At 68.1% G+C, this 13,841-nt stretch carries 11 protein-coding genes; 1 reads left to right on the forward strand and 10 read right to left on the reverse strand.

Annotation, left to right across the window (positions count from 1 at the left end; genetic code table 11):
* Positions 1–1,845 (reverse strand): putative bifunctional diguanylate cyclase/phosphodiesterase, encoded by a 1,845-nt coding sequence (locus tag AAHE99_RS05595; RefSeq protein ID WP_342115273.1) that lies wholly within the window; start codon positions 1,843–1,845, stop codon positions 1–3.
* A gap of 103 nt (positions 1,846–1,948) precedes the next feature.
* On the opposite strand from AAHE99_RS05595, the gene AAHE99_RS05600 reads away from it, so the two are divergent.
* The gene (locus AAHE99_RS05600; RefSeq protein ID WP_342115275.1) at positions 1,949–2,569 is read left to right on the forward strand and encodes a response regulator transcription factor; all 621 of its coding nucleotides are present in this window, start codon (positions 1,949–1,951) and stop codon (positions 2,567–2,569) included.
* On the opposite strand, the gene AAHE99_RS05605 is transcribed toward AAHE99_RS05600, so the two are convergent.
* The 9 genes from AAHE99_RS05605 to AAHE99_RS05645 form a co-directional block, all read right to left on the reverse strand.
* Positions 2,544–3,155 carry a YoaK family protein gene (locus tag AAHE99_RS05605; protein WP_342115277.1) on the reverse strand — a complete coding sequence of 204 codons (612 nt, stop codon included), beginning with the start codon at positions 3,153–3,155 and terminating at the stop codon, positions 2,544–2,546. The two genes, AAHE99_RS05600 and AAHE99_RS05605, sit on opposite strands and share 26 nt — an antisense overlap.
* Positions 3,131–3,556: a DoxX family protein gene (locus tag AAHE99_RS05610; protein WP_342115280.1), complete on the reverse strand. Its 426-nt coding sequence runs from the start codon at positions 3,554–3,556 to the stop codon at positions 3,131–3,133. The genes AAHE99_RS05605 and AAHE99_RS05610 overlap by 25 nt, the downstream gene beginning before the upstream one ends.
* A gap of 1 nt (position 3,557) precedes the next feature.
* Positions 3,558–5,453: an amidohydrolase gene (locus AAHE99_RS05615; protein ID WP_342115281.1), complete on the reverse strand. Its 1,896-nt coding sequence runs from the start codon at positions 5,451–5,453 to the stop codon at positions 3,558–3,560.
* On the reverse strand, positions 5,450–5,707 hold the full coding sequence (locus tag AAHE99_RS05620) for a DUF1427 family protein (RefSeq protein WP_342115283.1): 258 nt from the start codon (positions 5,705–5,707) through the stop codon (positions 5,450–5,452). The genes AAHE99_RS05615 and AAHE99_RS05620 overlap by 4 nt, the downstream gene beginning before the upstream one ends.
* Positions 5,704–6,360 (reverse strand): hydrolase, encoded by a 657-nt coding sequence (locus AAHE99_RS05625; RefSeq protein ID WP_342115285.1) that lies wholly within the window; start codon positions 6,358–6,360, stop codon positions 5,704–5,706. Before AAHE99_RS05625 ends, AAHE99_RS05620 begins: the two co-directional genes overlap by 4 nt.
* A 20-nt stretch (positions 6,361–6,380) precedes the next feature.
* Positions 6,381–7,826 carry a catalase gene (locus AAHE99_RS05630; protein WP_342115287.1) on the reverse strand — a complete coding sequence of 482 codons (1,446 nt, stop codon included), beginning with the start codon at positions 7,824–7,826 and terminating at the stop codon, positions 6,381–6,383.
* Between the two features lie 3 nt (positions 7,827–7,829).
* Positions 7,830–8,783, reverse strand: coding sequence for an alpha/beta fold hydrolase (locus tag AAHE99_RS05635; RefSeq protein ID WP_342115289.1), 954 nt, complete (start codon positions 8,781–8,783; stop codon positions 7,830–7,832).
* A gap of 89 nt (positions 8,784–8,872) precedes the next feature.
* Complete coding sequence (locus AAHE99_RS05640) at positions 8,873–11,902, reverse strand: sensor histidine kinase (protein WP_342115291.1); 3,030 nt, start codon at positions 11,900–11,902, stop codon at positions 8,873–8,875.
* A 28-nt stretch (positions 11,903–11,930) separates the two neighbouring features.
* The gene (locus tag AAHE99_RS05645; RefSeq protein ID WP_342115293.1) at positions 11,931–13,811 is read right to left on the reverse strand and encodes a putative bifunctional diguanylate cyclase/phosphodiesterase; all 1,881 of its coding nucleotides are present in this window, start codon (positions 13,809–13,811) and stop codon (positions 11,931–11,933) included.
* Positions 13,812–13,841 lie beyond the last annotated feature (30 nt).

Genomic DNA, 13,841 nt, shown 5'->3' on the forward strand with positions numbered 1-13,841 from the left:
TTACGCCTGCACTGCCAGCAAGTCGAGCAGCGCAGGCAACGGGGCCGGGCGGCCCAGCAGGTAGCCTTGCAATGCATGGCAGCCGTGGGCCGCCAGGAAGTCGGCCTGGGCCTGGGTCTCCACGCCCTCGGCCACCACCCGTAATCCCATATGCCCGGCCATCGCCAGGATGGCCTGCACGATCACCACGTCGTTGGCGTCGTCCGGCATGTCCATGATGAAGCTGCGGTCGATCTTCAGTTCATACAGCGGCATGCGCTTCAGGTAGGCCAGGCTGGAATAGCCGGTGCCGAAATCGTCGATCGAAAAGCGCACCCCCATCGCGGCCAGCTCGTTCATGCGCGCCACGGTTTCCTCCAGCTTCTCCACCAGCAGGCCTTCGGTCACTTCCAGGATCAGCAGGGCCGGTTCCACGCCGTGCTCCAGCAGGGTGCTGCGCACCTGCTGCACAAAGTCGGCCTGGCGGAACTGCTGCGGGCTGACGTTGACCGACAGCGGCAGCGAGAGCCCCTGCGCCGCCATGCGCTGCTGCGCCAGGCAGGCCTGCTTCAGCGCCCACATCCCGAGCGGCACGATCAGGCCCACTTCTTCCGCCAGCGGGATGAAGATGGCGGGCGACACCATGCTGCCGTCGTCGCGCTCCCAGCGCATCAGCAGCTCGGCGCCGTGCAGCCGTCCCTGGCAGTCGAACTGCGGCTGGTAGGCCATGTGCAGGCGCTCCTGCTCGATGGCCTGCGCCAGTTCGCGCTCCAGCGTCAGGCGCCGCTCGACCTCGGCCTGCATGGTGGTTTCGAAATAGGCGATGCCGTTGCGGCCGGCCCCTTTGGCGCGGTACATCGCGGTATCGGCTTCGCGCAGCAGGTCGTCGGCGCTCTGGCCGAACTTGGGCAGCAGGGTCACGCCGATGCTGGCCGAGCTGGCGTAGAACTGGCCGCCGATCTGGAATTCCTGCGCCAGCGCGGCGCGGACCTTTTCCGCCACCTGCTGCGCGGCGTTGCCGGCCGCCGCCAAATCCGGCGCCAGGTGCGACAGCAGCACCACGAATTCGTCGCCGCCGATGCGCGCCACGGTATCGCTCTTGCGCACCACGGCGGACAGCCGTTCGGCGGCCAGGCGCAGCAAGGTGTCGCCGGTGGCGTGGCCGCGCGCGTCGTTGATGGTCTTGAAGCGGTCCAGGTCGACGAACATGACGGCGCTGAACACCTGCTGGCGCTCGGAGCTGGCCAGCAGGTTGCCCAGCCGGTCCAGCAACAGGCGCCGGTTCGGCAGGCCGGTCAGCGGATCGTAGAAGGCCAGCTGCTCGCCCTCGGCCAGCGAGCGCGCCAGGTGGCGCAGCAGCACGCCGCTGCTGAAGGTAAGGGTGCCGGCGATGAACAGGTAGTTGACGGCGACAATGGCGGCGCGCGTGGGGGCATCGTCGGACAGGCCGATGGCGTCCGGGTCGGGCGGCGGCGCATAGCCGGTCAGCACGATCGCCAGCGCCCCTGCCAGCAGCAGCCAGATGGCAGGTCTCAGGCCCACCAGCAGCGCGGCCAGGCAGGGCACCACCAGCAGATAGGTATGGGCCACCGGGCCGACCTGCAGCATCAGGCCGACGCCGACGGCAAAGGCAATCAGGAGGAATTGCAGCGCACGCGCCGGGTAGGACAGCACGCGCTCCAGGCGCCATAGCATGGCCAGCCAGCCCAGGGCGAGTACGTCCAGCACCACGATGCCCCACATCCCTTCGCGCGCGTACTTGAACATGCTGGGCACGGCCGTGCACAGCCCCAGGACCAGGATTACCTGCACCAGGCGTGTAAAGATGGTTTCACGCCAGTGCGTAATTTGATCCGGGCTGCTCATTCTTCTCGTTCTCCGTCTGCAGGGAACGATGGTACGCGCAAACCCCAGAGCTGTCACCTTTGGTAAAATTTGCTTGAGTATTAAGCCTTACAGGAGTGAACTGTTGACTGCAATCCGTGTCATGCTGGTAGACGACCATCCCTTGCTGCGCGCCGGCCTGGCCGACGCCATTGCCGCCCAGGACGACATGCAGGTGGTGGCGGAGGCGGGCGACGGCCAGCAGGCGGTGGCCGCCTGGGCCGAAAGCCGTCCCGACCTGGCCATCATGGATATCGCCATGCCTGGCATGTGCGGGGTGGAGGCGTTGCAGCAGATCCGCAGCCGCTTCCCGGCGGCCCGCATCGTCATGCTGACCACCTTCGGCGGCGACGTGCAGGTAAGGCGCGCACTGGAGGCCGGCGCCGCGGGCTTCCTGCTGAAAAGCAGCTTGCGCAAGGAGCTGGTGGGCATGATCCGCGCGGTGCACGCGGGCCAGCGCTATATCTCGCCGGAGATTGCGCAGCAGCTGGCCAGCCACCTGGGGGCGGGCCAACTGAGCGAACGGGAAGTGGAAGTGCTGCGCTGCGCCGCCGACGGCAATGCCAACAAGCGCATTGCCGCCGAACTGGCCATTTCGGAGGAAACCGTGAAAGCGCATATGCGCAGCATCCTGTCCAAGCTGGATGCCAATGACCGCACGCATGCGGTCACCATTGCGCTCAAGCGCGGGATTCTTTCGCTATAGCCATCACCACCAGCATCGCCACGGCCGGCAGCAGGCCGATGCCCATGCCCCAGCGCGACGCCAGCGCACCGGCCACGCAGCCGGCGGCAAAGGCCAGCACGCCACCGCCCAGCACGGCCAGCGTGGGCCGCTCGGCGCCGCCGACGCGGTCCAGCGCATCGATCACCAGTTGCGTGACATTGCCGGTCATGACGGTGCTGGCCGGCAGCTTGGCCAGCAGCAGTTTGCCGTAGCCGTTCTGGGCGCCCATGGCGGCCGCGCACAGCAGGCCGGCCGCCATGTCCCAGCGCGCGCCGGCGGCAGCGGCCAGCATCAGGGCCGCCTGCAGCAGGTGCGAGGAGCGCAGCGCATCGTCGCCCGCGCGCTGGCGGCGCCGCACCAGGGCGCGCACCGCCACCACGCCGGCCACGAAGGCGGGGAAGGCCAGTAGCTTGAGCAAGACGTCGTTGCCCGGCGCGACCACTTCGCGCCCCAGCAGGACGAAGTTGCCCGTCACGTGGGCGGTGAACAGGCCGTGCAGGGCGATGAAGCCAAGCGTATCGACATAGCCGGCCAGGAAACTCAGGCTTGCGCCGCGTGCTGCCATGGATCCTCCTTGTGTTCCAGATCATGCCAGGCCACCAGCAAAAAGCCGCCGGCCAGGCCCAGGTGCTCGTAAAAGGCGTTGGCTGCCATGAAGCGCGGCACGCCCGCCATTTCCCAGTAGCGGTTGGCGATGAAGCTGGCCGCCACCGTGAACAGGGCCAGCCAGGCCGCGCCCAGCCAGCGCAGGCGGCCGCTCAGGACCATGGCCGCCGCTCCCAGTTCGCCGGCGATGACCGCCACCGCCAGCGGCGCGGCGGGCTGCAGCCCGAAGTGCTGCATCTCGCCGACCGCGCTGCCGAAGTCGAGCAGCTTGTTCAAGCCGCCCTGCAGGTAGGCCGCGCACAGCAGGAGCAGGGCCAGCCAGTGCAGGGCGCGCATGGCGCGGGGAAGCTGCGGCGCCATGTCACACCGCCCAGCAGGAGCAGCCCAGCGCGCCCCAGAACGACTTCAGGTCGGCAATCGGCAGGGAGCGCGTCCAGGCCGTCGCGTGCTGGTGGCCGTGCATGCCGCACTGGCTTGCGCAGCCGCAGGCCGCCGCTGCCGCCATGGCGGCGGTGCGTGCATGGCCGGCCCCGCGTGCCGCCTCGCCCGGCTTGACGCCCCAGGCGCCGTAGCCGCCGTAGCGCCGCACCGGCGACCAGTCCGGCATGGCCGGCGGCGCCGGCGGATCAAGCTCGCCGAACGGGCCGGCCGCATACACCACCTTGCCGCCCACCACCGTCAAGAGCGAGGTGGTATCGGCAATCTCGTCCTCCGCGCAGCGCAGGAAATCGCGGTCCGGCACCATCAGGTCCGCCAGCTGGCCGACCGCGATGCGGCCCTTCTTGCCTTCCTCGTTGGAGAACCAGGTCACGTTTTCGGTCCACATGCGCAGCGCCGCCTCGCGGTCCAGCAGGTTGCGCTGCGGGTAGAGCCGCATGCCGCCCACCGTGCGCCCGGTGGTCAGCCAGGACAGCGACACCCACGGGTTGTAGGACGCCACGCGCGTGGCATCGGTGCCGGCCGACACCTTGACGCCCGATTCGAGCAGGTACTTGACCGGCGGCGTCGCTTCGGCCGCCGCCGCGCCGTAGCGCTCGACGAAGTATTCGCCCTGGTAGGCCATGCGGTGCTGCACCGCCACGCCGCCGCCCAAGGCGGCGATGCGGTCGATCGACTGCGGCGAAATCGTTTCGGCGTGGTCGAAGAACCAGTGCAGGCCATCGAGCGGCATGTCGCGGTTCACTTTCTCGAACACGTCCAGCGCGCGCGAAATGGTCTCGTCATAGGTGGCGTGCATGCGCCACGGCCAGCGGTTCTGCACCAGGATGCGCACCACGCCTTCCAGGTCGTCTTCCATATTGGCCGGCATATCCGGGCGCGGCTCGCGGAAGTCTTCGAAGTCCGCCGCCGAGAAGGTCAGCATTTCGCCGGCGCCGTTGTGGCGGAAATAGTCGTCGCCCTGCTGGTACTTGCTGTGCGCCGCCCAGTGCAGGAAGTCTTCCTTCTCCTGTTTCGGCTTTTGCGTGAACAGGTTGTAGGCCAGGCGCACCGTCAGCTCGCCGGCATCGGCCAGCTGCTGGATCACCTGGTAATCCTCGGGATAATTCTGGTTGCCGCCGCCCGCATCCAGCGCGCCGGTCACGCCCAGGCGGTTCAGCTCGCGCATGAAGTGGCGGGTCGAGTTCAGCTGGTATTCCGGCGGCAGTTTCGGTCCCTTGGCCAGCGTGGCGTACAGGATCGAGGCATTCGGCTTGGCCAGCAGCAGGCCGGTCGGATTGCCGGCGCTATCGCGCAGGATCTGGCCGCCCGGCGGCTGCGGCGTATCGCGGTCGTAGCCCACGGCGCGCAGTGCGGCGCCGTTCAGCAGCGCGCGGTCGTACAGGTGCAGGATGAATACCGGCGTGTCCGGCGCGGCGGCATTCAGCTCCTCGATGGTGGGCAGGCGTTTTTCCACGAACTGGTGTTCGGTGAAGCCGCCCACCACGCGCACCCATTGCGGCGCCGGCGTGATCGCCACCTGGGCGCGCAGCATGGCCATGGCGTCGGCCAGCGAGCGCACGCCATCCCAGCGCAATTCCATATTGAAGTTCAGGCCACCGCGGATCAGGTGCAGGTGGTTGTCGATCAGGCCCGGCAGCACGCGCCGGCCCTGCAGGTCGATGATGCGGGTGTGCGGACCCGCCAGCGGCAGGATCTCGCGCGCCTCGCCGACGTGCGAAAAACGGCCGCCGCTGACGGCGACCGCTGCGGCCTCGGGCTGGCGGCGGTCCAGCGTCGTGAAGCGGCCGTTATGAAGAATCAGTTCAGGCGTGGTCATTCTTTCTCCTGAGGTTTGGCAGCGCAAGGCAGTTCACCGAAGCAGTGCGGTTTTACCTGTTCTTGCAGCCATGATACCTGCTCCGGCTTGGGGGCCAGCCACTGGCGCACCAGCGGCGGCACCTGCTCGCCCAGCAGGATGCCGAGCAGCCCGACCAGCGCCACCACGGGCGGCGCCGGCGAGCGCACGTTCAGTACGCCGTACAAAATGCCGGCCAGCAGGCCGGCACCCAGCGAGAGAAGATAGATCTTCACTGGCCTTCCTTGGCGTGGAACATGGTCTGGGCGTAGATGATGCCCAGGCCGTAGGCGCCGCCGAACTTCTTGGCGATGCCGGTGGTCAGCTCATAGGTATCGGTACGGGCCCAGTCGCGCTGCAGCTCCAGCATGTACTGCAGCGAGGTCATTGGACGCGCGCCGGCCTGCACCATGCGCTCCATGGCGCGCACATGCGCTTCTTCCGACACGTCGCCGCAGGCGTCGGCGATCACGTACACCTCGAAGCCCTGGTCCAGCGCCGACAGCGCCGGGCCGACGATGCATACCGAGGTCCACAGGCCGGCCAGCACGATGCGCTGCTTGCCGATGGCGTTCACGCGGCGGATGATGTTCTCGTCTTCCCAGGTGTTCATCGAGGTGCGGTCGGTGATTTCTGCGCCCGGGAAGGCGGCCTTGATCTCATCGAACACCGGGCCGGAGAAGCTTTTCTCGGCCACGCTGGTGACGATGGTCGAGACGTCGAAGCCGGCGGCGGCATGCGCCACCAGGGCGGCGTTGTTACGCAGCTGCACCGCGTCGATGGAGTGGGTGGCGAACGCCATCTGCGACTGGTGGTCGATCATGATCAGGGTGTGGTCGCGCGGGGTCAGCAGCAGTGCGCCCGGGGTGGCTTTGGCGGTAATGGTCATAATAGTCTTCCTTTCAGTGGTTACCAGAGCGGTTTCAGTTTGTCGAGGGCGGCGGCAACGCCGGCGCCGTAGGCCTGGTCGGCATTGTTGCAGTTTTCGATGTGGCGCTGCTGGATGTGCAGCGGCGCCCCTTGCAGCGAACGCGCGGTGTTGTCGAACAGGGCCTGGCGCTGCTGTTCATCCATCAGGCGGAACAGGGCGCGCGGCTGGCTGTAGTAATCGTCGTCGGCGCGGTGGTTCCAGCGCGCGGCGGCGCCGTCCAGTGCCAGCGGCGGTTCGGCGTAGGCCGGCTGCTGCGCCCATTCGCCATGCGAGTTCGGCTCGTAGCCGATGGTGCCGCCGTGGTTGCCGTCCACCCGCATGCCGCCGTCGCGGTGATAGCTGTGGAACGGGCAGCGCGGCGTGTTGACCGGGATCTGGTGGTGGTTCACCCCCAGGCGGTAGCGCTGCGCATCGCCGTAAGCGAACAGGCGCGATTGCAGCATGCGGTCGGGCGAGAAGCCGATGCCCGGCACCACATTGGCCGGCGTGAAGGCGGCCTGCTCGACGTCGGCGTGGTAGTTGTCCGGATTGCGGTTCAGCTCCAATACGCCCACTTCGTGCAGCGGGTAATCCTTGTGCGGCCAGACCTTGGTCAGGTCGAAGGGATTGAAGGCTGCCTGCGCCGCCTGCTGCTCGGTCATCAGCTGCACCTTCAGCGTCCAGCGCGGGTATTCGCCGCGCTCGATCGCTTCGAACAGGTCGCGCTGCGACGATTCGCGGTCTTTCGCGATCAGCTCCGCCGCCTCGGCGTCGGTCAGGTTGACGATGCCTTGCTGGCTCACAAAGTGGAACTTGACCCAGTGCCGCTCGCCCGCCGCGTTGATGAAGCTGAAGGTGTGGCTGCCGAATCCGTGCATGTGGCGGTAGGAGGCCGGGATGCCGCGCTCGCTCATCACGATGGTGACCTGGTGCAGCGCTTCCGGCAGCAGGGTCCAGAAGTCCCAGTTGTTCTCGGCGCTGCGCAGGTTGCTGCGCGGGTCGCGCTTGACGGCGTGGTTCAGGTCCGGGAACTTGAGCGGATCGCGCATGAAGAACACCGGCGTGTTATTGCCCACCACGTCCCAGTTGCCTTGCTCGGTGTAGAACTTGACGGCGAAGCCGCGGATGTCGCGCTCCGCGTCGGCCGCGCCGCGCTCGCCCGCCACGGTGGAGAAGCGCACGAACGCCTCGGTCTTCTTGCCCACCGCGCCGAACAGCGCCGCCTTGCTATAGCGCGAGATATCGTGCGTCACGGTGAAAGTGCCGAAGGCGCCCGAGCCCTTGGCGTGCATGCGCCGCTCCGGGATCACTTCGCGGTGGAAGTGGGCCAGCTTTTCCAGGTGCCACACATCCTGCAGCAGCATGGGGCCGCGCGGGCCGGCCGTTTCCACGTTCTGGTTATCCGCGACCGGCGCGCCGGCCGCGGTAGTCAACAGTCGGTCCATGGCTTATCCCTTGATGAAGGCCAGCAGGTCGGCGTTCAGCTTGTCCTTGTGGGTATCGGTCAGGCCATGCGGCGCGCCCGGGTACACCACCAGCTTGGCGTTCTTCAGCAGCTTGGCCGCCGCGTGCGCGGAAGCGCCGATCGGCACGATCTGGTCGTCGTCGCCGTGCAGCACCAGCATCGGGATCTCGATCTTCTTCAGGTCGGCGGTGAAATCGGTCTCCGAGAAGGCCTTGATGCAGTCGTAGGTGTTCTTGTGGCCGGCCATCATGCCCGCCATCCACCAGGCGTTGATCATGCCCTGCGACGGCTTGGCGCCCGGGCGGTTGAAGTTGAAGAAGGGGCCGGAAGCGATGTCCAGGTAGAGCTGGGAGCGGTCTTTCAGCGAACCGGCGCGGATGCCGTCGAACACCTCGATCGGCAGGCCGCCCGGGTTGGCGGCGGTCTTCAGCATCAGCGGCGGCACTGCGGAAATCAGGCCGGCCTTGGCCACGCGCTTGCTGCCATGGCGCGCCAGGTAGCGCGCCACTTCGCCGCCGCCGGTGGAGAAGCCGAACAGCGCGGCGTTTTTCACATCCAGCTTGTCCAGCAGCTGCGCCAGGTCGTCGGCGTAGTGGTCCATGTCATTGCCGTCCCACGGCTGGCTGGAACGGCCATGGCCGCGGCGGTCATGCGCGATGGTGCGGAAGCCGCGCTCGGACAGGAACAGCATCTGCGATTCCCAGCTGTCGGAGTTCAGCGGCCAGCCATGGCTGAACACCACGACCGGGCCGTTGCGCGGGCCCCAGTCCTTGTAATAGATTTCCACGCCGTCGCGGGTGGTGAAGGTGCCGGAAGTGCGGCCGGCGGCGCCTTTGGCGGGCGCCGCTTCGGCGCTGAAGGAAGCGCCGGCGGCAACGGCGGCGGTGGCGGCGCCCAGCAGGACATTGCGGCGGCGGTTGCTGATTGGGGAGGGCATGTTGGAAACCTTTCCTTGTTGTGGTTGAAGTCACAACAAGGATAGCCACCAGCGGATCTTCTGAAATCGCCCATCCGGGGGCGTGCCGCCTACCTCTTTTGGGGGAGGCGCGGCCGCCAGCGCGCCCAGAGGCGCTGCCACAGGTTGCTGCTGCGCCGCTCGACATAGGCCAGCTGCGCCGGCATCTGCAGGCGTACGATGGTGCCGCCTTCGGCCGGCGTGCTGATGCTGCAGGTGGCGCCGATGGCGGCCGCGCGCTCCTGCATCCCGACCAGGCCGTAGTGGCCGAGGCGTCCCGGCCCGGCGGCAGGCGCGCCTTCCGCCTGCCGCAGGCCGCAGCCGTTGTCGCGCACTTCCAGACGGAACATGCTGCTGCCGTAGTCCAGCAGCAGCCACACGCGGGCGGCGCCGGCGTGGCGCGCCGCGTTGAACAGGGCTTCGCGCGCGATCGACAGCACTTCGCCATGCACATGCGAAGGCATGGCGCGCGTGCAGTGTTCGATGTCGAGCTGGTAGCGCTCGTTCAGCAAGACGGTGCCGTACTGGCGCAAGGCCTGGGCCAGTTCGTCCGGCTCGCCGGAGGCGCGCAAATCCATGATGTAGTTGCGGCCCTCGGCCATCAGCTGGTCGGCCAGTTCCAGGGTTTGCTCCAGCTTGGCCTTTTCCTCGCTGCCGGGCGCCAGGCGCGCGGCCTGGCGGTCGAAGAACATGATCAGGCTTTGCACGCTTTGCAGCAGGGTGTCGTGCAGGCCGCGCGCGATGCGCGAACGCTCCGCCAGCCGCTCGTGCAGCAGGTCCTGCATGCGCGCGGTGAGCTGGCGCACGCGCAGCGCGTAGGCGGCGGCCAGCACCAGCGCACCGCCCAGCACCAGCAGGGCGATGAACCACGGGGTCTGGGTGAAGGTGGGCGGGATTTCCAGTTCCAGCGTGGCGCCTTCGCCATTCCACACGCCGTCCTCGTTGGCGGCCATGACGCGGAAGCGGTATTGGCCCGGCCCCAGGTTGGTGTAGAAGGCTTCGCGCCGGCTCTGCACGTCGCGCCAGCCGTTGTCGACGCCTTCCAGCATATAGCTGAAGCGCACGCGCTCCGGCATCGACAGGCTCAGCGCCGTGAAGGCGATTTCCACATCGCGGCTGCCTTTGGGCAGGCGCACATGGGACAGCGGGAGGTAGGACACGCCGCCCGATTTCAGCGCGCGGATCTGCACCGGCGGCGCCAGCGCATTGCGGGTGATGCGCGCCGGGTCGATGGTGGCCACGTCGCTGGCGGTGGCGAACCACAGGCGGCCGTCGCTGCCCTGCACCAGCGAGGGCAGGGGGCGGAACTGTTCGGCGCCGCCCAGCAGGCCGTCCTGCGCATCGAAGCGCTCGTAGCGCAGTTCCACCTCGTCCTTGCCGGGCGCCGCCAGCAGGCGCGCCACCTCGGCGGCCGCGATGCGCGTCACGCCTTCCGCACCGTGCAGCCACAGCTCGCCTTGCGGCGTGCGCGCGATGCCGGAAATGCCGCGCAGCTGCGAGTGTGCCATATGGAAGCCGCTGCCGTCGAACCAGCCGATGCCATACTCGCCGCCGGCCCAGACGCGCGGCCCGTCCACCAGCAGCGACAGCACATTGCCCAGCTGGATGCCGTCGGCCGCGCCGTAGACGCGCGCCTTGCCCTGTTCGATCACGGCCACGCGGTCGCGCAGATAGCCGACCCAGACCCGGCCCTGGCTATCGGTGACCAGGGTCGGCGCGATGCCGTCCGGCAGGCCCGCCACGCCGCCGTCCTTGATCCAGCGCGCGCCATCCACGCTGAACAGGCCCTTGCGCGAAATCGACAGCCACATGCGGCCATCGCGGTCCAGCGTCATGCCCTGCACGTCATGTTCGGCGTATTCGGCCGGATGCGGGTACCAGGACATGAGGCCGGACGGCGCGCGGCGCCAGCGCTCGTTATTGTTGCCGAACCACAGCGCACCGTCCGGCGCGCGGTAGCCGGAACTCATCAAACGGGTTTCGCGCTGCAGCCGCTGGCCGTTGCTGCCGTAGCTGTACACGCCGCCGTTCATATTGCCCACCACCACGCGGCCATCGCTGTCGGCCACCATGCCGGGATGGTCGAGCGGCTCGGGCGGCGCCAGGCTGCGCAGGCGGTTGCGGCGCAGGCGATCCAGGCCGCTGGAGGTGCCGATCCAGATATTGCCTTCGCGGTCTTCAAAGAAGGTTTGCGGCAGCGGGCCGCTGATGCCGTTCTCGCGCCGCAGCTGCTGGCTGCGGTCGGCGCCGGCCCTTTCCGGCGCGCCGGTCACGCGTTCCAGCGCATGCACGTTCAGCGCCCACATGGTGCCTTCACGGTCGAAGAACAGGCCGTTGGCTTCCAGCGCCGGCTTGGGCGTTGGTTTGCCGGGCGGCGCCTCCGGCAGCAGGCGGTAGGCCTTGCGCACGCCGTCGCTGGCCCACATGGTGCCGTCCGGGCCTTCGGCGATCGACATCAGGTCCAGGTGCGGCCAGGCGCGGCGGAACTGGCCTTCGCCATCGCGCCAGTAGACGCCGCCCTGCACCGAGACCCACTGCCGCCCATTGCGGCTGAAGTACACCTGGCGCGCCCACCCGTTAGGCAGGCCGCTGGCGGTGCCGGTCGGGACGAAGCGCGTGGCGCCCGGCGCCAGGCGCGCCAGGCCCGCCGCCGCTGCGGCCCAGATGCTGCCATCCGGTCCTTCGGTCAGGCTTAGCACGCCGGACGCCGGCAAGCCTTCCGCCGTGCCGTATTCGCGCACCTTGCCGCCCACCAGTGCGGTGATGCCGCCGAAGCGGTGGCCGATCCACAGGCCGCCGTCGCGCGTGGCCAGCAGGCCCAGGGTGCTGGACGATTGCAGGCGGTGGCTGCCCAGGGCTTCCACCCGTTCGAAGCGCACGCCGTCGAAGCGGGTCAGGCCGCCGGGCGAGGAGATCCACAGCCAGCCGTCCGCGGTTTGCGCAAACTTGACGACGTCGCTGGGCGCGCCCTGCAGGCGGGTCCAGGCGGTATGGGTGTAATCGGCCAGCAGCCGGCCAGGGGCGGGCTGTGTCAGCGCGCCGGCCGCAGGCGCGAAGAATGCCAGCATGGCCAGCGTGGCCAGTGATATAAGTCTTTTCATTCTCAGGAAGGGTATGCCTTGTGCGCCGTCAAGCGGCGCTGGTACCCGGCATTTTGGCAGAAAGTGCGGCTTGTGCGCTCAGTAAGTCGAGCAGTGCGGGCAGCGGGGCCGGGCGGCCCAGCAAATAGCCTTGCAGCGCATGGCAGCCGTGGGCCGCCAGGAAGTCGGCCTGGGCCTGGGTTTCCACGCCTTCGGCCACCACCCGCAGGTGCATTTGGGCGGCCATCGCCAGGATGGTCTGCACGATCACCACGTCGTTGGCGTCGTCCGGCATGTCCATGATGAAGCTGCGGTCGATCTTCAGTTCGTACAGCGGCATGCGCTTCAGGTAGGCCAGGCTGGAATAGCCGGTGCCGAAATCGTCGATCGAGAAGCGCACCCCCATCGCGGCCAGTTGGTTCATGCGCGCCACGGTTTCCTCCAGCTTTTCCACCAGCAGGCCTTCCGTCACTTCCAGGATCAGCAGGGCCGGTTCCACGTCGTGCTCCTGCAGGGTGCTGCGCACCTGCTGCACGAAATCGGCCTGGCGGAACTGCTGCGGGCTGACGTTGACCGACAGCGGCAGCGCGAGCCCCTGCGCCGCCATGCGCTGCTGCGCCAGGCAGGCCTGCTTCAGCGCCCACATCCCGAGCGGCACGATCAGGCCCACTTCTTCCGCCAGCGGGATGAAGATGGCCGGCGACACCATGCTGCCGTCGTCGCGCTCCCAGCGCATCAGCAGCTCGGCGCCGTGCAACCGTCCCTGGCAGTCGAACTGCGGCTGGTAGGCCATGTGCAGGCGCTCCTGCTCGATGGCCTGCGCCAGTTCGCGCTCCAGCGTCAGGCGCCGCTCGACTTCGGCCTGCATGGTGGTTTCGAAATAGGCGATGCCGTTGCGGCCGGCCCCTTTGGCGCGGTACATCGCGGTATCGGCTTCGCGCAGCAGGTCGTCGGCGCTCTGGCCGAACTTTGGCAACAGGGTCACGCCGATGCTGGCGGAGCAGGCGTAGAACTGGCCGTCGATCTCGAAGTCCTGCGCCAGCGCGGCACGGATCTTTTCCGCCACCTGCTGCGCGGCGATGCCGGCCGCCGCCAGGTCCGGCGCCAAATGCGCCAGCAGCACCACGAATTCGTCACCGCCGATGCGCGCCACGGTATCGCTCTTGCGCACCAGCTGCGCCAGCCGCTCGCCCGCCAATTGCAGCAGGGTGTCGCCGGTGGCGTGGCCGCGCGCGTCGTTGATGGTCTTGAAGCGGTCCAGGTCGACGAACATGACGGCGCTGAACACCTGCTGGCGTTCCGAGCTGGCCAGCAGCTTGCCCAGCCGGTCCAGCAACAGGCGGCGGTTAGGGAGACTGGTCAGGGGATCGTAGAAGGCCAGTTGCTCGCCCTCGCTCAGCGAGCGCGCCAGGTGGCGCAGCAGCACGCCGCAGCTGAAAGTCAAGATGCCGGCCACCAGCCAGTAATTGAGGGCGAACACGGTGGCGCCCAGCGCCGCGTTGCTGGTCAGCGTGGCCGCCACCGGCGGCGTCATCGGCAGGAAGCCGGTGACCAGGATGGTCAGTCCGCCTGCCAGCAGCAGCCAGATCGCGGGTTTCAGTCCAAGCAGCAGGGCCGCCAGGCAGGGCACGGCCATCAGGTAGGTGTAGGCCACCGGACCCACCTGCAGGATCAGCGCGACGCCGATGCCGAACAGGAGCAGCAGGAACTGCAGGGCGCGCGCGCCATAGGACACCAGGTCCTCGAAGCGCCACAGCATGAATAGCCAGACCGGCGCGATCACGTCCAGCACCATGATGCCCCACAGCCCTTCGCGTGCCGACGCGATGACGCTGGGCACGGCGGTGCAGACGCCCAGCACCAGCACGATTTGCACCAGGCGGGCAAAGACGGTTTCGCGCCAATGTGTGATCTGGTCCGGGCTGCTCATTGTCATCGTTCCCCTTTGCAAGAACGATGG

Origin of the sequence: Pseudoduganella sp. OTU4001 (genome assembly GCF_038440195.1) — a bacterium.
Taxonomy (GTDB): Bacteria; Pseudomonadota; Gammaproteobacteria; order Burkholderiales; family Burkholderiaceae_D; genus Rugamonas.

Coding starts and splice junctions, on each gene's coding strand:
- AAHE99_RS05635 (WP_342115289.1), bottom strand. CDS start 8,783: ATGCCCTCCCCAATCAGCAACCGCCGCCGCAATGTCCTGCTGGGCGCC.
- AAHE99_RS05605 (WP_342115277.1), bottom strand. CDS start 3,155: ATGGCAGCACGCGGCGCAAGCCTGAGTTTCCTGGCCGGCTATGTCGAT.
- AAHE99_RS05610 (WP_342115280.1), bottom strand. CDS start 3,556: ATGGCGCCGCAGCTTCCCCGCGCCATGCGCGCCCTGCACTGGCTGGCC.
- AAHE99_RS05645 (WP_342115293.1), bottom strand. CDS start 13,811: ATGAGCAGCCCGGACCAGATCACACATTGGCGCGAAACCGTCTTTGCC.
- AAHE99_RS05615 (WP_342115281.1), bottom strand. CDS start 5,453: ATGACCACGCCTGAACTGATTCTTCATAACGGCCGCTTCACGACGCTG.
- AAHE99_RS05625 (WP_342115285.1), bottom strand. CDS start 6,360: ATGACCATTACCGCCAAAGCCACCCCGGGCGCACTGCTGCTGACCCCG.
- AAHE99_RS05630 (WP_342115287.1), bottom strand. CDS start 7,826: ATGGACCGACTGTTGACTACCGCGGCCGGCGCGCCGGTCGCGGATAAC.
- AAHE99_RS05640 (WP_342115291.1), bottom strand. CDS start 11,902: ATGAAAAGACTTATATCACTGGCCACGCTGGCCATGCTGGCATTCTTC.
- AAHE99_RS05595 (WP_342115273.1), bottom strand. CDS start 1,845: ATGAGCAGCCCGGATCAAATTACGCACTGGCGTGAAACCATCTTTACA.